Annotated in this window: 17 protein-coding genes and 1 tRNA gene; 10 read left to right on the top strand and 8 right to left on the bottom strand. The window is 63.1% G+C overall.

What is annotated here, in order from left to right; translation table 11 throughout:
* Nucleotides 1-60: 60 nt before the first annotated feature.
* The 7 genes from BBTA_RS36030 to BBTA_RS36005 all read left to right on the top strand — a co-directional run bounded on the left by BBTA_RS36030 (nt 61) and on the right by BBTA_RS36005 (nt 4555).
* A complete protein-coding gene (locus tag BBTA_RS36030; protein ID WP_012047432.1) occupies nt 61-366 on the top strand; it encodes a hypothetical protein in 306 nt (101 codons plus the stop codon).
* On the top strand, nt 363-728 hold the full coding sequence (locus BBTA_RS36025) for a helix-turn-helix domain-containing protein (protein WP_041751129.1): 366 nt from the start codon (nt 363-365) through the stop codon (nt 726-728). The genes BBTA_RS36030 and BBTA_RS36025 overlap by 4 nt, the downstream gene beginning before the upstream one ends.
* The gene (locus tag BBTA_RS41705) at nt 728-853 is read left to right on the top strand and encodes a hypothetical protein (RefSeq protein ID WP_256374683.1); all 126 of its coding nucleotides are present in this window, start codon (nt 728-730) and stop codon (nt 851-853) included. The genes BBTA_RS36025 and BBTA_RS41705 overlap by 1 nt, the downstream gene beginning before the upstream one ends.
* Nucleotides 854-881: 28 nt before the next feature.
* Nucleotides 882-1634 (top strand): ImmA/IrrE family metallo-endopeptidase, encoded by a 753-nt coding sequence (locus BBTA_RS36020; protein ID WP_012047430.1) that lies wholly within the window; start codon nt 882-884, stop codon nt 1632-1634.
* Nucleotides 1627-2481: a thymidylate synthase gene (locus BBTA_RS36015; protein WP_244424266.1), complete on the top strand. Its 855-nt coding sequence runs from the start codon at nt 1627-1629 to the stop codon at nt 2479-2481. The genes BBTA_RS36020 and BBTA_RS36015 overlap by 8 nt, the downstream gene beginning before the upstream one ends.
* An 86-nt stretch (nt 2482-2567) precedes the next feature.
* Nucleotides 2568-3632 (top strand): nucleotide kinase domain-containing protein, encoded by a 1065-nt coding sequence (locus BBTA_RS36010; protein ID WP_049795444.1) that lies wholly within the window; start codon nt 2568-2570, stop codon nt 3630-3632.
* A gap of 17 nt (nt 3633-3649) precedes the next feature.
* Nucleotides 3650-4555, top strand: coding sequence for a nucleoside triphosphate pyrophosphohydrolase family protein (locus tag BBTA_RS36005; protein ID WP_041751772.1), 906 nt, complete (start codon nt 3650-3652; stop codon nt 4553-4555).
* On the opposite strand, the gene BBTA_RS39390 is transcribed toward BBTA_RS36005, so the two are convergent.
* Nucleotides 4537-4986 (bottom strand): holo-ACP synthase, encoded by a 450-nt coding sequence (locus BBTA_RS39390; protein ID WP_244424502.1) that lies wholly within the window; start codon nt 4984-4986, stop codon nt 4537-4539. The two genes, BBTA_RS36005 and BBTA_RS39390, sit on opposite strands and share 19 nt — an antisense overlap.
* Between BBTA_RS39390 and BBTA_RS35995 the strand changes: the two genes are divergently transcribed.
* The 3 genes from BBTA_RS35995 to BBTA_RS41505 all read left to right on the top strand — a co-directional run bounded on the left by BBTA_RS35995 (nt 4894) and on the right by BBTA_RS41505 (nt 9533).
* Nucleotides 4894-6092 (top strand): IS3 family transposase gene (locus tag BBTA_RS35995; RefSeq protein WP_085972753.1). Its coding sequence is split into 2 segments (ribosomal slippage): nt 4894-5143 and nt 5143-6092, totalling 1200 coding nucleotides; the frame shifts between segments, so codons are not numbered across the junction. The genes BBTA_RS39390 and BBTA_RS35995 overlap by 93 nt on opposite strands.
* Nucleotides 6058-7743 (top strand): DNA methyltransferase, encoded by a 1686-nt coding sequence (locus tag BBTA_RS35990; RefSeq protein ID WP_201767748.1) that lies wholly within the window; start codon nt 6058-6060, stop codon nt 7741-7743. Before BBTA_RS35995 ends, BBTA_RS35990 begins: the two co-directional genes overlap by 35 nt.
* Nucleotides 7740-9533 carry a DEAD/DEAH box helicase gene (locus BBTA_RS41505; protein WP_012047422.1) on the top strand — a complete coding sequence of 598 codons (1794 nt, stop codon included), beginning with the start codon at nt 7740-7742 and terminating at the stop codon, nt 9531-9533. The genes BBTA_RS35990 and BBTA_RS41505 overlap by 4 nt, the downstream gene beginning before the upstream one ends.
* Nucleotides 9534-9608: 75 nt before the next feature.
* Here the strand turns inward: BBTA_RS41505 and BBTA_RS35980 are convergent.
* The 7 genes from BBTA_RS35980 to BBTA_RS35950 form a co-directional block, all read right to left on the bottom strand.
* Nucleotides 9609-9685, bottom strand: a tRNA-Arg gene (locus tag BBTA_RS35980).
* A gap of 313 nt (nt 9686-9998) precedes the next feature.
* Entirely contained in the window at nt 9999-10403 is a 405-nt protein-coding gene (locus tag BBTA_RS35975; RefSeq protein WP_041751128.1) for a YccF domain-containing protein, read from the bottom strand.
* 272 nt (nt 10404-10675) lie between these two features.
* Nucleotides 10676-13783: an EAL domain-containing protein gene (locus BBTA_RS35970; protein ID WP_049795443.1), complete on the bottom strand. Its 3108-nt coding sequence runs from the start codon at nt 13781-13783 to the stop codon at nt 10676-10678.
* 211 nt (nt 13784-13994) lie between these two features.
* Nucleotides 13995-15065, bottom strand: coding sequence for a branched-chain amino acid ABC transporter permease (locus BBTA_RS35965; RefSeq protein ID WP_012047419.1), 1071 nt, complete (start codon nt 15063-15065; stop codon nt 13995-13997).
* Nucleotides 15062-16072, bottom strand: a complete 1011-nt coding sequence (locus BBTA_RS35960) for a branched-chain amino acid ABC transporter permease (protein ID WP_012047418.1) — start codon at nt 16070-16072, stop codon at nt 15062-15064. The genes BBTA_RS35965 and BBTA_RS35960 overlap by 4 nt, the downstream gene beginning before the upstream one ends.
* Nucleotides 16069-16791 carry an ABC transporter ATP-binding protein gene (locus BBTA_RS35955; RefSeq protein ID WP_012047417.1) on the bottom strand — a complete coding sequence of 241 codons (723 nt, stop codon included), beginning with the start codon at nt 16789-16791 and terminating at the stop codon, nt 16069-16071. Before BBTA_RS35955 ends, BBTA_RS35960 begins: the two co-directional genes overlap by 4 nt.
* A complete protein-coding gene (locus BBTA_RS35950) occupies nt 16788-17552 on the bottom strand; it encodes an ABC transporter ATP-binding protein (protein WP_012047416.1) in 765 nt (254 codons plus the stop codon). The genes BBTA_RS35955 and BBTA_RS35950 overlap by 4 nt, the downstream gene beginning before the upstream one ends.
* Between the last annotated feature and the right edge of the window lie 42 nt (nt 17553-17594).

Raw genomic sequence — 17594 nt, 5'->3', positions numbered from 1 at the left:
CCCCTTGACTCCGTCTGATGTAAGATTATCTTACCACGTGTCGGACCAAGGAGGTACTTCATGGATCCCGCCGCACTGAAAGAGAAGCTGATCGCCGTCCTCGGCCAGATTCAGGTCGACAGCGGCCTCGAATGCCCAGCGATGACCGGCGCCACCAAGCCGGTCGAGAACTTGCCGAAGTTCGATAGCAAGGTCTGGCCGGTCGCGACCACGATCCTCGCTACGGAGATCGGTGCGACGATCCCCAATGACGTGAACATCTTCGTCGACGAGACGACCAAGCTCCCGCGCTCGATTGACGAGACCGCTGCCTTCGTCTGCGAGCTGCTCAAGAAGGAAAGCGCGAAAGAAGCGGCGGCGGCATGACTGAACTCGATTCCGGCAAGCGAATGCAGATCGCAGAGCGGCTGAAAGAGGCGCGCAAACTCGCGGGCCTGTCGCAAAGCCATGTAGCGAAGATGCTCGGTCTGCATCGCCCCTCCATCAGTGAGATGGAGGCCGGCAACCGGCGCGTTTCGGCCGACGAGCTCGCCCGGCTTGCCGAGACCTATGACGTCAGCGTCGCCTGGCTCCTCGGCGAAGCGCCCGAGACGCTCGACGCCCAAGACCCGCGGCTCGAGCTCGCAGCGCGCGAACTCTCCAAGCTCAAGCCCGACGATCTGGAACGCCTGCTCAAGTTGCTGGCCGCCATGCGCAGCGATTCCACCGCGAACGGAGGCAATCGCTGATGAACATCATGCGCACCACCACGCCCAGTTTCAATCGCCGCGCCCTGGCAACCCAGGCGATGCAGGCCGCCGCGGCGACGCGGGCAAAGGCGAAGCTCGACCAAGTCGGTCCGATCTGCATTTAATGGGCTGTGCGAGACGCTGGGCGTCGCGGTGCGCTTCAACAACATCAACATGGAAGGGATGTACCAGCGCGGCATCCCACCGCGCATCCATCTCTCCGCCCGACGACCGCTGCCGCGGCGCGCCTACAATTGCGCGCACGAGCTCGGCCATCACGTGTTCGGCCATGGGTCGTCGATCGACGAGCTGCGTGAGGACGCGAAGGCGCAGCCCTGGGAGGATCCAAAGGAGTTTCTGGCTGACACCTTCGCCGGCTTTGTCCTCATGCCGATCATCGGACTGCGCCGCGCCTTCTCGGTCCGAGGCTGGACCCCGGAAACGGTGACCCCGGCGCAGATGTTCACCATCGCCTGCGAGTTCGGTGTTGGCTATGCGACGCTCCTGACCCACCTCTCGGCAGGCGTGAATATGCTGTCGCGCGGCCGCGCCGCTGCCTTGCACCGTGTCACGCCCAAGTCGCTTCGCATGCACATTCTCGGCGCACTGACGCCCGAGCCGCTGATCGTCACCGACCGCCATCGCGCTGCGCCCACCCTGGACGCTGAGGTCAAGACGCTGCTCCTGCTGCCGCGCGGAACGGAGGTGGCGGGGGACGGTGGACTCGCCTTCGAACGCGACCTCGAAGGCGGACGCCTGTTTCGGGCAGTGAAACCGGGAATCGTCCAGGCCGCCGCCGGTGACTGGGCCGTCTTCGTGCGCATCGCCCCGATCCAGAAAAACGAGCCCTACGGCTATATCGGTCTCGCGCAATATCGCCATCTGGAGGAGGACCCGGATGAGTAAGGCCAAGATGCTCGCGGCGCCGCCCCCGATGGTGATCGATGACACCAATCTCTCGCGCGCTTGGGCGCGACTGCTGTTGCAGGTCCTCAACGGAGCCGGAACCGAGGTTGCTCCTTTGATTCTGAGCCTTAGTGGCTTCACAGAGAACGGCGCCGCCATCGAAGATCCAGCCGTGCGCCAGGCCCTCGATCGGCTCCTCAAGCGCAAGGGGCGACTCGTGGTCGACGACGTCGCGTTCACGATCTTCCCGCAGCGCCTCTGGGAGATGTCGCGCGGTGACCGGTCCCGCCTTTTCATCCTTTATCGCGCGACATTCCCGCGCTGGCAGGCCATGAACCGCAAAGCCAATGGCCGCGGCCTGTATTTCGAGCGCATGGTCATGTATGGGCGCGGCCCGCACGACGGCAATCAACTGGAGTGGATTTTGTCTCAATTTAGTTCGCGGACGGGCGTGCGCCGCTCGATGCTGCAGGCCACCACCTTCGATCCGGCTCGTGACCATGTCGCGAGCGCGCAGTTGGGCTTTCCGTGCCTCCAGCAGGTGAGCTTCGAGCCGACTGCAGCCGGACTCGTCACCAACGCCTTCTACGCCACCCAGCAAATCTTTGATAAAGCCTATGGCAATTATCTCGGCTTGGCCCAACTCGGAGCCTTCATGGCCCGTGAGATGGGCATGCCGCTGGCGCGCCTAAACGTCATGGTGGGGATCGCTAAGCTCGAGCGGATCACCAAGAGCGACGCGGATTTTGCTCCGCTCGTCGCCGCCGCGCAGGCCCTCGCGGCGCCGCCCGCCGCGCCGTCGGCGCGGCCCGCCATCGCTCCTGCGACAGCAGGAGCGATGCTTTGAGTTCGAGGTCGCCCAAAGTCCCCACAAAACGTCCGCGCGGTCGCCCTCCCAAGTCTCGTCCGACCGCAGCCAATGCATCCCTGCCTATGGAACTGCCAGTCGCCGTTCGGCCGGCGGCAGCGTCGACGGCGCTTACGCCGATCGTGCTGCGGCACCTTGCGCCGGCCAAAGCGTCAGAGGTCTATGAGAGCTATTGGCGTTTTGCCGCCGAACGGCAGGCGGTGTTCTTTCGCCGCGTGCGCGGCGAGACGCGTCCCTGGACCAAGAATCCAGTGCTGGCGATCTACAAGTTCACCAACGCCTATCGTGCGTCCGACCGGGTCAGCCAATTTCTTATCCGGCATGTCATCTATCGCGACGACCTCCCAAGGTCACCACACGAAGTGTTCTTTCGCATTCTGCTGTTCAAGCTGTTCAACAAGATCGAGACTTGGGAGCTTCTCGAACGCGCGCTCGGCCCGATCACCTTCGAGGACTATAGCTTCGTTGCCTATGATGCGGTGCTCTCGCGCGCAATGCAGACCGGCCATCGCATCTACTCGGCCGCGTACATTATGCCGCCCGGCAGTCGCGCCTTCGGACGATCGGCCAAGCACCAGAATCATCTGTTGCTGCTCGAACGGATGATGGCGGATCGGCTTGCCGAGCGGCTGACCGAGATCCGCACGATGCAGGATGGTTTCGAGATGCTGCGCGCCTATCCGACGATTGGTGACTTCTTAGCGTACCAATTCATCACCGACATCAATTACAGCGAGCTCACCGATTTCAGCGAAATGGACTTCGTGGTGCCCGGCCCCGGCGCACGCGACGGCCTGCGCAAATGTTTTGTCGATCCGGGCGGCCTGAACGAGCCAGAGCTGATCCGACTGATGGCGGACCTTCAGGAGCAGGAGTTTGAGCGGCTGGGCATCGACTTCCAATCGCTCTGGGGGCGGCGACTGCAGCTGATCGACTGCCAGAACCTGTTCTGCGAGGTCGACAAATATGCGCGCGTGGCGCACCCGCAGATCGCGGGAAAGACCGGCCGTGTCCGCATAAAGCAGAAGTTCGAGCCGACCCCAGAGCCGATCGAGCTCTTCTATCCCCCCAAATGGAAGCTCAACGACAAGATCCGCGTAGACGCGCCACATCGCGCTGCAGCGGGTTGACGCCGAAGGAGGCGAGCATGGATTTCAGAAGCTATCAGAGGGAGGCATTGCGCACTGATCGTGTGCCCGCCCGCGATGGCGCCGACGATGCCGCATCGCTGATCGTGCCGATGCTCGGTCTCGCAGGTGAGACGGGTCAGCTGCTCAGCGAGTACAAGAAGCATCTGCGCGACGGCGAAGCGCATCGCCTGTTCAAGGAGCGCGTGTCAGAGGAACTGGGCGACCTGCTCTGGTACATCGCCAATGTCGCCAGTAAGTTCGATCTCTCGCTCTCCGACATCGCTGCCGCTAACTTGGCTAAAGTCAAGCAGCGCTGGGCCAGCGAACGCACCGAGCCGCTTACCTTCGATGCCGAGCTCCCCGAAGGCGAGCGGCTGCCGCGCAAGTTCGAAGTTGAGCTCATCGATGTGGAGGGCGAATCGCGCCAGCGGGTGCGTGTTCTGATTGACGGTACACCATTCGGCGCGGAACTCACGGACAACGCCTACGATCCTGACGGCTATCGCTTCCACGATGTCTTCCACTTTGCCTATGCGGCCGTGCTCGGCTGGTCGCCGATCACGCGCGCCTTGCTCCGGCGAAAACGCAAGAGCCAGCCGCTGCTCGACGAGGTCGAGGATGGCGGCCGCGCTGCCGTCATCGAAGAAGGCGTGGCGGCGCTTGCCTTCGACTATGCGCGACGCCACCGCTTCCTCGACGGCGTCGCGGCTCTCGATTTCCAGCTTCTGCGCACGATCAAGGATATGACGTCCCATCTGGAAGTGCGGCAATGCACGACCGGCGAGTGGGAGCAGGCAATCCTGCAAGGGTTCAAGGTGTGGCGCGCCGTACTCGCCGCGCGCGGCGGTCGCATCGCCGTCGATCTCGACGCGCGCCGCATAAGTTTTCTCGGCCCGTCCGGCCGTCAGGAGCCGCGCGCGTGAGTCTCCGCCCCGAGTGCGAGAACGCTCGCCATTGCGAGGCCGCTAGTGTGGCTGATGCTGAGCCGCCAGGCGGTCACCCCCAATGCTGCTGCAGCCTTCGCCGCGCCGCCGGAGAGCCGCACCTCGGGCGTGGTGCCCGGCGCCCGGTGAATTACCACATCGGTGAACGCCACGCCCGCACCGAAACCCGTTCCGAGCGCCTTGAGCACTGCCTCCTTGGCGGCGAACCGCCCCGCCAAACGCTCTATCCGATCGGCTCCAACGCCAATCTCGTCGAGCTCCGCCTGGTCGAAGCAACGCGGAATCAGTGGGTCGCGCGGATCGTCGATCCAGCGCCGCTGAAGAAGTCGCGGTTCAACGAAGAGCAGATCATCGCGATCCTGCGGGAGCAGGAAGCGGGTGCGAAGACGGCAGATGTTTGCCGCAAGCACGGGATCAGCACGGCGGCGTTCTACCAATGGAAGGCGAAGTACGGCGGCCTCGAGGTATCGGAGGCGCGGCGGCTGAAAGCGCTGACGGACGAGAATGCGAAGCTGAAGAAGCTGCTTGCTGAAGCAATGCTCGACAACGCGATGCTGAAGGACCTCAATTCAAAAAAATGGTGACGCCCGCCGTGAAGCGGCAAGCTGTGGCTCACCTTTGTGCGTCCTACGAGGTGAGCCAGCGGCGGGCGTGTTCCGTGATTGGCGCCGACCGCACGTCGATGCGCTATCGCAGCCGGCGTCCTGACGATGCCGCGTTGCGCGCGCGCCTGCGTGAGCTTGCAGCGCAACGCCGCCGCTTTGGCTATCGCCGCCTCCAAATCCTGCTACGCCGCGAGGGCACCCGCGTGAACCACAAGAAGCTCAGAAGGCTCTATCGCGAAGAACGCCTTCAGGTCCGCCGCCGCGGCGGTCGCAAGAAAGCCATGGGAACACGCGCACCGCTGGTATTACCGCAAGGAGCGAACCAACGCTGGTCGCTTGACTTCCTGAGCGACCAACTGACCAACGGTCGGCGCTTTCGCGTGCTGGCGGTCGTCGATGATTTCACGCGCGAATGCTTGACCCTCGTCGCCGATACGTCGCTTTCGGGCAGACGCGTCGCGCGTGAACTGGATGCCATCGTCGCCAAACGCGGCAAGCCATGCACCATCGTCAGCGACAACGGCACCGAGTTGACCAGCACCACCATCTTGAGCTGGTCGCAGGCGATGCAGGTCGAATGGCACTACATCGCGCCAGGCAAGCCGACGCAGAACGCGTTCATCGAGAGCTTCAACGGCCGTCTGCGCGATGAGTTTTTGAACGACACGCTGTTCGGCTCGCTCGATCACGCCCGTGAAGCTCTTGCGCTCTGGATGGACGATTACAACACCGTCAGGCCGCACAGCGCGATCGGCAACGTGCCGCCGGCGCTCTACGCCAAACTCAGCGATCCCTGGAAGCAACGGGACGGGTCGCTTGAGCTGTCATGGGGCTCCGCGCCCCGTCCCGTTGCATCACCGAGCCAACACGGCTCAAATGACGAACGGATTCTACTCGTCGGCGGCGGATAGAAGGGCTCAGGTCACCCGCCTCGCCCTCATCATCGCCGAGTATCAGTGCGACGTGCTCTATCGCGGCCAGAAGGAAGCCCTGCGGGACTTCCTGCCGCTCGATGCCGAGAACTGGATCACCTGCGGCAACGCCCTGCGGCTCGATTGGCTGAGCATTTGCCCACCGACCGGGACAGGTGTGAAGCACCGGGCCGATGACCTGTTTCGCACGCCGCTCGATCAGGCACAGATCGACTTCGAGAACGAAGGCGGCGAAACCTACATCTGTGGCAACCCGCCATATCTCGGCAGCAAGAAACAGACCGACGAACAGAAAAATGACCTTGGCGCGCTTTTTGATGGACGCATTAAGAAGTGGAAGTCGTTGGACTATGTATCTGGATGGTTCATCAAGGCCGCCGACTACGGAACCAGGACCAAAACGACGGCCGCGTTTGTGGCAACAAACTCCATTTGCCAAGGCCAGCACGTTCCGATTCTCTGGCCCGTAATCTTCGCGACTGGCAGTAAGATCGTCTTCGCCCACACGTCCTTCAAGTGGGCGAACCTTGCGAGTCATAATGCCGGTGTGACCGTCGTCATTGTTGGTATTTCCAACACATATGGACTTCCGAGGCGGCTTTATTCAATCTCTGATACTGAGGAACAAACCGTTGAGCGCAAGGAAGTTGCCAACATCAATGCGTACCTTGTCCCCGCGGCGAATATTGAGGTTGAGCAAGCAGCGAATCCAATGCAAGGCATGGTGCCGATGCAATTCGGAAACCACCCGTATTATGGCGCGGCACTAATTTTCTCAAATGACGAAGCATATCAAATCATAAAGCAAGCGCCGGATGCAGCACGTTTCATCCGACCATTTTATGGCTCAACTGAGTTCATCGACCGCTCCCCTCGCGCTTGTTTTTGGATTTCCGATGAAGATGCCTGTGAAGCGTTGAAGCTGAGTCCCATCGCTGAGCGAGTTGCGGTGGTCAAAGCATCTCGCATAGCGGCGGAAAATGGAGAAACCAGCGCAAGAAGCAAAGGCAATGGCGGCGGCGGCAAGAGAAAGAAAGAGGATGCCAGCGCGAGAAAGCTGGCTGATACGCCGTGGCGTTTCCGCGAGCAGGTGATGTCAGAGACTCAGACAATCATTGTGCCCCGCGTGAGCTCCGAGAATCGGCCCTATCTTCCAGTTGGGTTGCTTGAGCCACATTGCGTTGTGCAGGAAAAAGCCTTTGCAATGTACGACGCCCCGCTCTGGAGCCTAGCGGTCATCGCTTCACGCTTGCATTGGGTTTGGATTGCCACAGTCTGCGTTCGACTTCGTACCGATTTTTTGTATTCCAACACTCTCGGCTGGAACACCTTTCCGGTTCCCACGCTCACTGAGAAGAACAAGGCCGACCTGACCCGCTGCGCCGAGGACATATTGCTGGCGCGCGAAGCGCATTTTCCGGCGACCATCGCCGAGCTTTACGATCCGGACAAGATGCCGGACGACCTGCGCGAGGCCCACGAGCGCAATGACGAGGTGCTTGAGCGCATCTATATCGGCCGCCGGTTTCGCAACGACACCGAGCGGCTGGAAAAGCTGTTCGAGCTTTATACCAAAATGGCCGTCTCACCTGGCGCGGCGAAGAAAAGCAAGGCGGAGGCGCGTGCATGACCGACGAGAAGAAATCCATCCCCTCTGTCTCCGTCACCTATGCGCGCAATGGCAGCTCAACCAAAGCCAATGCGCTCGGCATGAGGCCGATGCAGGAGCGCGCCTATGAGAAACGGGGCGAGCAATATCTTCTCATCAAGTCGCCGCCGGCCTCGGGGAAGAGCCGCGCGCTCATGTTCATCGCCCTCGACAAGCTGCACAATCAGGGCTTGAAGCAGGCGATCATCGTGGTGCCGGAAAAGGCTATCGGCGCGAGCTTCAATGATGAAGCCTTGTCCAAGTTCGGCTTCTGGACCGACTGGACGGTCGCGCCCAAGTGGAACCTCTGCAACGCGCCGGGCTCGGACAATGGCGGGAAGGTGAATTCCGTCGAGGCGTTCCTGAAAAGCGGCGACAAGGTGCTGGTCTGCACCCATGCCACCTTCCGCTTCGCCGTGGACAGGTTCGGGGTGGAAGCCTTCGATGACCGGCTGATCGCGGTTGACGAATTCCATCACGTCTCTGCCAACCCCGACAACAAGCTCGGCCTGCATCTCGGCCAGTTCATCGCTCGCGACCGCGTGCATATCGTGGCGATGACGGGCTCCTATTTCCGGGGCGACGCCGAAGCCGTGCTCGCCCCGCAGGACGAGTCGAAGTTCGATACCGTCACCTACACCTACTATGAACAACTCAACGGCTACGAATATCTCAAGCAACTCGACATCGGTTACTTCTTCTACAACGGCCCGTATACGGACGACATCCTGAAGGTGCTCGACCCGGCCGAGAAAACCATCATCCACATTCCGAATGTCAATTCCCGCGAAAGCATGGGCGACAAGATCAAGGAGGTGGAACACATCCTTCACGAGCTTGGCGAATGGGAGGGCCGTGATCCCGTAACCGGCTTCCAACTGGTCAAGACCCCAGAGGGCCGCGTTCTTCGCATCGCCGACCTGGTTGACGACGATCCCGCCAAGCGCGACCGCGTGACCGCTGCGCTGAAGGACCCAGCGCAGAAGAACAACCGCGACCATGTGGACATCATTATCGCGCTTGGGATGGCGAAGGAAGGATTAGACTGGATCTGGTGTGAGCACGCCCTGACGGTCGGCTATCGGTCGAGCCTGGCGGAACTTGCCACCACCGAGAACAAGTCCGGCATTATTTTTGACGATCCAGTATCGTCACTCGACCACATGCACCGAGAGGCCGTCGCGAAACGCTTGGTCGCCGAAGCGGCACGCCGACAGGTTATCGTTTTTACGCATGACCTTGCATTCTTGTTCGAGTTGAACCGTGCGGCGGATAACGCCGATCCAAAACTGCAAGTCGCAATCAGCTCTGTTAGTCGGGGCGCAGACAAGGCCGGCTTTTGCCGTAGCGAGCCGCCATTCAAAGCGCGGCGTGTCAGCGACATTACGGCGAGCCTGACTAATCAGCTCGCGAACGAACGCTACTACTTCGATCAGGGCAACGAGGACGAATGGCGCAAGACCGTCAAATCCATCGCCGGAACGCTGCGCGACACATGGGAGATCGCGGTTGAGGAAGTTGTCGGTCACGTCATCCGGCGTCTGTCTAACGAAGTGAAAACGCCTGGCTTGGTCAAATTGACCGCAATCACTGTTGCTGATTGCGAGGCCATGCGGGACGGATTTGGCCGATGCTCCGAATTGATGCACAGCGCCGCCGCGGCACTGAATCGCCCGCTTCCGAGGCCAGATGTGCTCTCAGCCGAGATAAGCGCTTTGGCTGCTTGGGCGGATAGCCTCCGGCAGCGCCAGGGAGCTGCAAGGCTGCCCTGACTGCGGTCTTCCTGCAATGCCGCTTAGCCGATGATGCCGCCAACGGCGGCTGCCCTTCCTGAGAGGGGTTACAGTTGGCGCACCCAACAGGATTCGAACCTGTGACCTCCACCTTCGGAGGGTGGCGCTCTATCCAGCTGAGCTATGGGTGCATGCCGTGTTGCTTACGTGGTGCTTACGCGGGTTTCTTGCGAGTGAGAAGTCTCTGAGCACCGATCTCGCAAGTCCTTATTTTTCGAGCTCCTTTCGATCTCCTTTCCTGTGCGAACCGGCTTGACACCTGCCTTCGGAGGGCAACGCTCTATCCAGCTGAGCTACGGGTGCGTACGGAATCGGTTTAGCCGATTGCCCCGGGGTCGGCAACGGCCTTGAACGCGACGCCTGGCCGGGTTCGGGGCGACCGCCGGTGCAGTGTTCGGCCTTGAGGGGGCGGATGGGCCGTGGAGCGATCGGCCCCCTCCGGGGTCAGGCCGGCACGATGGTCTTGCCGATCGGCCAAAGCGCCAATCCGGCCAGCTTCAGATGCGCCCAGGCGAAGGGCAGGCCGATGATGGTCACCGCCAGCGCGATCGCCGTCAGCAGATGGCCGAGCGCCAGCCACCAGCCGGCCAGGACGAACCAGATGATGTTGCCGAGCAGCCCCAACGGCCCGGTGCCGACATCCTCCATGCCGGTGAGCTCGTCGCGGCGGACGGCGCGCGAGCCGAATGGCAGCAGCGTATAGGCGGCGATGTTGAAGGCGGCGCGGGCCCAGGGCAGGCCGATGATGGTGATGGCCATGACGACCGCGGCCACGAGCCAGCCGAACGCCATATAGGCGCCGCCGAGCACGATCCAGAGGACGTTGAGAAGCAATGAGACGGGTTGCATGGGCCACCTGCTAGGTTCCGACGACGCTTATATAGGTCTTCCCAGCGCCAGCCAAAGGCACGCCGCGGCGGATCGTGCAGGTGTGTTGTGGGGCGGTTTGGCGCAGCGGGGGCCTGTGACCTCGGACACGAACGGCGCCCCCATGGGGCGGCTTTGTCCTCAAGCCGGCTGCATGACGCGGTCGCCCAAGCAAAGGATCTGGACGATATGGCGGTCTCGCAAAGCGCTTGTCGCGCCGGTCATCGCCGGTGCCGTTACGCCCTGCGGCGCCGTCAGCCGGCGGCCTGCAGATCGTCCGGGACAATCGGGCCCGGCGCGAACAGCTTGCGCAGTTCCGCGGCCGGCTTGGGCGCGCTGAACAGATAGCCCTGCATCTCGGTGCAGCCGAGCTGGCGCAGCGCCGTCTGCTGTGCACCCGTCTCGACGCCTTCGGCCGTGGTCGTCATGTTGCTGGCCGCGGCAATGCTGACCACCGCCTGCACGATCGCCGATGAACTGTCGGCGCCGATATCGCTGACAAAGCAACGGTCGATCTTGATCTTGTCGAACGGAAAGCGCTTGAGGTAGCTGAGCGACGAATAGCCGGTGCCGAAATCATCCAGCGCGATGCGCACGCCCATGGCGTGCAGCTGATGCAGGATGTCGAGCGCCACGTCATCGTCGCCGATCAGAACCGCTTCTGTGATCTCGATCTCGAGCCGTTCTGGTGCAAGGCCGGCGGCTGACAATGCGCTCGCGACATGCAGCGCCAGCGTCGGGGATTTCAACTGGATCGGCGAGACATTGACGGCGACGCGGATGTCGCTCGGCCAGTGCGCCGCTTCGGCGCAGGCCGTTCGCATCACCCAGTCGCCGATCTCGTTGATGAGGCCGGTGTCCTCGGCGAGCGGGATGAAATCGAGCGGCGGCACCATGCCGCGCTCGGGATGCCGCCAGCGCAGCAGCGCCTCGCAGCCGGTCATGATGTTCTCCCTGAAGCCGAGCAGGGGCTGATAATGCAGCTCGAACTGGCCCTCGGTGATGGCGCGGCGCAGATCCTGCTGCAGCTGCAGCCGCTCCCGCGCGCTCTCATCCATCGCCGGCTCGAAGAAGCGGAAAGTATGGCGGCCGTCCGCCTTGGCAGCGTACATCGCGAGGTCCGCATGCTTTGTCAGCTGATCGATCTCGACGCCATGTTCCGGCGCGAGCGCGATGCCGATGCTGGCGTCGGTCGACAATTGATGGCCGAGGCAGCGATAGGGCTCGCGAATCCGCTCGAGAATCTCGGTGACCTTGGCAATGACTTCGTCGCGATCGGCCGCCATGGTCAGGAGCACCGCGAACTCGTCGCCGCCGAGCCGAGCCACGGTGTCCTCCGGCGCAAGGCAGCTCCTGATCCGGCTGGCGATCGTCCTCAGCAGCTCGTCGCCGACGTGATGTCCAAGCGAGTCGTTGATGCCCTTGAACTCATCGATGTCGAGATAAAGCAGCGCGAAGAACATGCCGTGCCGCGCGCGCTCGATCTCGTGGGCGATACGCTCCCGGAACAGGACACGATTCGGCAGCTCGGTCAGCGCGTCGTAATGGGCGAGATGGGCAATCCTCTCATCAGCCAGCCGCCGTTCAGTGGTGTCCTCGATCACGTTGATCAGATAACGCGGCCGCTGCCTGTCGTCGGTGACGACGATCCGGCGCGAGGTGATATAGCGCAAGCCGAGGCCGGGCGTCTGCCACGGATGCTCCTCGAGAACCAGCCCGTCCGCATGCTCCAGCGCCCGGTCGTCATCGGCGGCGGCCTTTTCCGCGATCGGCCGGGGCATCAGGTCGAATAGCGTCTTGCCGACGATCTGCTCGCACGGCCGGCCGAAGCACCGCTCGGATGACTTGTTGACCAGTACGTAACGGCGGTCTTGGACATCCTTGACCATGATAGGCGAGGGAATGTGATCGATGATCTCGCGCAGGAATGCGTAATTGCGATCGCGCTCCTGCTCGAGCTTGCGATGCTCGCTGATGTCCTCGAGGGTCGTGACCCAGCCGCCGGTGGCCAGCGGCTTGTCGATGACGTTGAGGAACCGTCCCGCACCCGCTTCGATGACCATCTGCGAGGTGCCGCCCGCGGCCGCCCGATCGTGGATGGCGGTGCAGAAGTCGGCGACATCCCCGTTGAAGGATCCCTGCGCCTTGCAATGGGCGATGACCTCAGTGAGGTGGACGCCCGGCCTGATCACATCGGTGGACAGGCCGAGCATATCGATGAAGCGTCGATTGAACATCACGACGCATGCGTCGGCATCGAACGAGATCAGCCCTTGTGTCATGTTGTCGAGCGCCGTCTCGACGCGTTGCTTCTCGCCTTCGAGCTGTTGCCGGGCGATCCGGTTCTGCCGCAGGATCTGCCTGATCATCAGGCTGAACATCACGGCAATGACGCCGGCCGCCAGCGTCGCGGCGCCGACCAGCAGGACCACCTGAGAACGCCAGTCCGCGAGCGCGTCGTCGATCGTCCGCGTCGCGGTGATCGTCAGCGGGAAGCGGCTGACCCTGGCTCCGGCAGCAATCTTATCGAGGTCGTCGAAGGGGCTCGTAACCAGCGCGGTGTGGACCGCGCCGTCAGCGACGCTGCTGAGCAGCCCGCCATTTCCTCCGACCCGGCGCCCGATGACGGCCTCGCTGTGCGGGTAGCGCGCGAGCACCGTGCCGTCGGCGTGGAACAGCGTGATCGAAGCGCCATTGCCGAGCGACATCGATTCCAGGAATTTCTCGTAGGTTTTCGGATCGACGCGGCGCGACAGCAGGCCGAGGAATTCACCGTTGGCACCGCTCAAGCGGTGGGCGACGATGGTGGCCCATTTGCCGGTGACATAGCTCACGACCGGTGCAATGATGACGGCGTCGGACTGCTGACTGTCAGCGAGGGTCTTGAAATATTCGCGGTCTGCGACGTTGATCGCCGGGACCTCTCTGTTTTCCGACCAGTTGATGAAGCTGCCATCGGCGCCGATGATCGTCAGGTCGCCCATATAGGACAGGCCATTGATCTGCGACTGCAGCATCTCGCGAATCTCGGGCCGCGCCATGCGCGAGCGGAAGGCCTCGGGCGAGTCGATCGATCCGAGCTGCATGCGGTGGACCGCGTGAGAGACCGCGGTGTCGGCATCCTCGAACTGCTGCGCGAAATGCCGGCTGAGCAACAAGACGGTATTTTCGAGCTCGCGCTCATTATTGCCGATCGTGCGGTCTTTGAAGCCATTGGCCATCACGAGCGTTCCGATCACGATGGCTGCAATGAGGAGCGCGCCACAGGCCGCGAGCCACGGCACCGGACCGCGCCAGATCGACGTGCCCAGCCGCGTTGGCTCGGTCTCGACCGCCCCTGACGTGTCTGCTGCGCGTTGCATGCCTGGATCGACCCGGGAGGAAATCAATGATCGCAAGCATGCTTGATAACAGGGCACTGGTACCGGAGCGGTTAGGAAACTCAGTTAGCCGCTTGTTAAATGCCGGGAGGAATTTCGTCGAAAAGCCGCGCGGTCAGCACGGCGATACCGCGCCGGCAGAATCCGGGACCGGCGCGTGCGCAACAGGCTCGCGCGCTGCCGGAGTTGAAGTTCAGCGCTGGCTGCCTGGCTTGCTGCGGAGGCGGCCGACCACGCCTGTTGGAAAGAAGTAGACGCTGGCGATGAACAGCAGGCCGAGCCACAACAGCCAGCGATCCGGATGCAGCAGGCCCGGAAGAAGCGGCAGTCCGGCGTCTGCCGCGGCGGTCGAGGCGATGCTCATCAGCGCCTGGAGATAGTTCTGGGCCAGGATGAAGATCGCAGCCCCGATGATCGCGCCGTAGATGGTGCCCATGCCGCCGATGACCACCATCAGTAGAATGTCGAGCATGATCGAAAAGCTCAGCGAGGTATCAGGTCCGGCATAGCGCAGCCAGAGCGCGTTCAGCATGCCGGCGCCGGCCGCGATCATCGCGGCGATGCAGTTGGCATAGGTCAGGTGAAACACGGTGCGGTAGCCGAGCGCCTCGGCCCGGAAACGGTTTTCGCGGATCGCCTGCAGCACGCGGCCGAACGGCGAATTCACGACCCGCAGCAATGCCAGGATCATCAGCGCGCAGGCCGACAGCACCAGGTAATAGGTCAGGATGCGGCCGTTGATCGGGAAGCCGAACCACTCCTTGCCGATGAACACGGTGCCGGGACGCAACAGCTCGGGCAGCTGGAAGCTGCGGCCGTCCTCGCCGCCGGTCAGCCACGACAATTGCGACGCCAGTACCAGGAAGGCGGAGGCGACCGCCAGCGTGATCATCGCAAAGAAGATCGCCTCGACGCGCAGCGAGAACAGGCCGATCGCGAGCGCCAGCAGCAGCGCGAGCGGCAGGCCGGCCGCGACGGCCACCGCGACCGAGGTCCAATTGGGCCCGAGTCCATAGAGCGCGATGGCGATCGCGTAGGACCCGATGCCGTAGAACATCGTATGCGCGAACGAGACCGAGCCGGTGTAGCCGAGCAGCAGGTCGTAGGATGCGACGAGCGCGGCGAAGATGCAGATCTTGGCGGCCACATTCAAGGCCTTGGCGCCTGGGAAAATGAAGGGCGTGGCCAGCAATGCCAGGATGATGATGACGAGCAGCACGGACAGCGTGCGGCTGCGGGGAGGATCGCCGGACAGGATCATCATCGGCTGGTCACCGCATAGAGGCCGCGCGGTCGCCACATCAGCACGGCGACCATCAGCAGGATGTTGGAGACGAGGGCGAGCTTCGGCACCAGGAAGCCGCCATAATTCGCGACCATGGCGACCAGGATCGCGCCGATGAAGCAGCCGGTGATCGAGCCGAGGCCGCCGATGATCACGACGATGAAGACCAGCACGGTCAGCTCGTCGCCGATCGAGGCGTGCACCTGCTCGCGATAGAGGCCCCACATCACGCCGCCGAGCCCGGCCAGCGCCGACCCGGTCATGAACACGCCGAGGAACAGGCGGCGGATGCGATAGCCGAGCGCCTCCACCATTTCGCGATTCTCGACGCCGGCGCGGATCAGAAGGCCGATCTTGGTCCGGTTCAGCACCAGCTCGATGGCGACAAAGATCGCAAAGCCGATCAGCATCGCCAGCAGCCGGTATTTGGCGATCGCGATGTCGCCGATGATGAACGAGCCGCGCAGCGCCGCCGGTACTGGCAGCGGGATGATCTGCGGGCCAAACAGCGCATAAAGCGTCTGCTCGGCAACGATGAGGCCGCCGGTGGTCATCAGGATCTGCTTGAGGTGCTGGCCATAGACCGGCAGCACCAGCACGCGTTCGACGACCAGGCCGAGTGCGGCGGTCACGCCCATCGACAGCAATGCGGCCGGGACCAGTACCGCGAGGTTGGCCAGCAGCGAATCGGCCTGCGCCCAGCTTGCGAGCGGCAGCAGGACCAGCGTTGCGACATAGGCGCCGACCGCGATGAACGCGCCATGGCCGAAATTGAGCACGTCCATCAGGCCGAACACGAGTGTCAGGCCGGAGGCCATGATGAAGATCATCATGCCCATCGCCAGGCTGGCGACCGTCAGCGTCACCCAGGAGCTCGCCGATCCGACCAGCGGAAGCATCAGCAGCGCGAGCAGGACAGGCAGCAGCAGCGGGGCGAGGTCGCGCTTCGGCTTCGGCAGCGGATCGGTTGCGGCGATGTCGCTCATTGATGCGCCTCCAGGCTCAGTCCCAGCAGGCGCTCCTGCAGCGGCACGTCGGCGGCGAGCGCCGCCATCTCCCCGCGATGGACGATGGTGCCATTGTCCATCACCAGGACCTGATCGCCGAGCTCGCGCGCGGCGTGGAAATTCTGCTCCACCAGCAGGATGGTGACGCCGCGTCGCTTGATCTCCTTCAGGCATTCGATCAGCGACATCACGATGGCCGGCGCCAACCCCTTGGTCGGCTCGTCGATCAGCAGCAGCTTGCGCGGCTCGACGATGGCGCGGGCGATCGACAGCATCTGCTTCTGGCCGCCGGACAGGCTGCCGGCGCGCGACAACCAGAATTTCTTCAGAGCCGGAAAAAAGCCGAAGATCCAGGCGAGTTGGGCCTCGTCGAGCGGGCCGTTGCGGGCTGCCAGCACCAGGTTCTCCTTGACGGTGAGGTCGGAGAACACCGCCATGCTCTCGGGCACGTAGCCGACGCCTCGCTGCGCAATGTCGGGCGTCGCCAGTTCCTCGATCGCCTCGCCGGCCAGCGAGATGCTGCCGGTCCTCGCCTGCCATAGCCCCATGATGGTGCGCAGCGTCGTGGTCTTGCCGGCGCCGTTGCGTCCCAGCAGCATCGTGGTCTGGCCTTCGGGCACGTCGAAATCGACGCCCTGCAGGATGTGATAGCGGCCGATATAGGTCTGGACGCCCGACAGCTTCAGCAGCGCGCTCATGCCGCGCTCCGCGGTGCGACGCCGAGATAGGCCTCCTGCACGATCGGCGAGGCGATGACCTCGGCCGGCTTGCCATCGGCGACCAGCTGGCCGTTATGCAGCACGATGATGCGATCGGCGAGCGAGCGGACGACGTCCATCTTGTGCTCGACGAGCAGGATGATCTTGCTCTTGTCCTGCTTCAGCCGGCCGATCAGGTCGAGCACGACCGGCACCTCGTCGATGCTCATCCCGGCGGTCGGCTCGTCGAACATGAAGACCTTGGGCTCCAGCGCCATCATCAGCGCGACTTCGAGCTTGCGCTGGTCGCCATGCGAGAGCGTCGTTGCGGTGACGCCGCGGCGGCTGCCGAGGGCGACCTGATCGAGGATCGCATCGGCCCGCGCGATCAGGTCGCGCCGCGCCATCCACGGACGGAGCAGGTCGTAATGGGTGCCGCTCTGCGCCTGGACGGCGAGGCGCACATTCTCTTCCACGCTGAGATTCGGAAACAGATTGGTGAGCTGGAACGCGCGCCCGAGGCCCGCGCGGGTGCGCAGCGGAGCAGAGAGTTGGGTGATATCGCGGCCATCGAACAGGATGGAGCCGGCTGAGGCCCGCAACTGGCCGGATATTAGGTTGAAATAGGTGGTCTTGCCGGCGCCGTTCGGGCCGACGATCGCCGTCAGCTCGCCGGGGCGGAAGCTGCAGCTGACGTTGTTGACCGCGACATGGCCGCCGAAGCGGATGGTCAGATCGCGGGTTTCGAGGGTGAGGGCCATGTCGTCAGCCGTATGACTTCCAAAGTGAAGGTGCCCGGCGCG

The organism is Bradyrhizobium sp. BTAi1 (assembly GCF_000015165.1).
GTDB lineage: Bacteria > Pseudomonadota > Alphaproteobacteria > Rhizobiales > Xanthobacteraceae > Bradyrhizobium > Bradyrhizobium denitrificans.
Note: the sequence above shows the minus strand (reverse complement) of the source record. Positions and strands in the feature narration are given on the sequence as shown.

What these genes read in the sequence shown, in the direction of transcription:
- BBTA_RS41705 (WP_256374683.1), top strand. Translation starts at nt 728, where the DNA reads ATGAACATCATGCGCACCACCACGCCCAGTTTCAATCGCCGCGCCCTG.
- BBTA_RS35950 (WP_012047416.1), bottom strand. Translation starts at nt 17,552, where the DNA reads ATGGCCCTCACCCTCGAAACCCGCGATCTGACCATCCGCTTCGGCGGC.
- BBTA_RS35970 (WP_049795443.1), bottom strand. Translation starts at nt 13,783, where the DNA reads ATGCAACGCGCAGCAGACACGTCAGGGGCGGTCGAGACCGAGCCAACG.
- BBTA_RS35965 (WP_012047419.1), bottom strand. Translation starts at nt 15,065, where the DNA reads ATGATGATCCTGTCCGGCGATCCTCCCCGCAGCCGCACGCTGTCCGTG.
- BBTA_RS36010 (WP_049795444.1), top strand. Translation starts at nt 2,568, where the DNA reads ATGGAACTGCCAGTCGCCGTTCGGCCGGCGGCAGCGTCGACGGCGCTT.
- BBTA_RS36030 (WP_012047432.1), top strand. Translation starts at nt 61, where the DNA reads ATGGATCCCGCCGCACTGAAAGAGAAGCTGATCGCCGTCCTCGGCCAG.
- BBTA_RS36015 (WP_244424266.1), top strand. Translation starts at nt 1,627, where the DNA reads ATGAGTAAGGCCAAGATGCTCGCGGCGCCGCCCCCGATGGTGATCGAT.
- BBTA_RS35990 (WP_201767748.1), top strand. Translation starts at nt 6,058, where the DNA reads ATGACGAACGGATTCTACTCGTCGGCGGCGGATAGAAGGGCTCAGGTC.
- BBTA_RS36005 (WP_041751772.1), top strand. Translation starts at nt 3,650, where the DNA reads ATGGATTTCAGAAGCTATCAGAGGGAGGCATTGCGCACTGATCGTGTG.
- BBTA_RS36025 (WP_041751129.1), top strand. Translation starts at nt 363, where the DNA reads ATGACTGAACTCGATTCCGGCAAGCGAATGCAGATCGCAGAGCGGCTG.
- BBTA_RS35955 (WP_012047417.1), bottom strand. Translation starts at nt 16,791, where the DNA reads ATGAGCGCGCTGCTGAAGCTGTCGGGCGTCCAGACCTATATCGGCCGC.
- BBTA_RS41505 (WP_012047422.1), top strand. Translation starts at nt 7,740, where the DNA reads ATGACCGACGAGAAGAAATCCATCCCCTCTGTCTCCGTCACCTATGCG.
- BBTA_RS35960 (WP_012047418.1), bottom strand. Translation starts at nt 16,072, where the DNA reads ATGAGCGACATCGCCGCAACCGATCCGCTGCCGAAGCCGAAGCGCGAC.
- BBTA_RS35975 (WP_041751128.1), bottom strand. Translation starts at nt 10,403, where the DNA reads ATGCAACCCGTCTCATTGCTTCTCAACGTCCTCTGGATCGTGCTCGGC.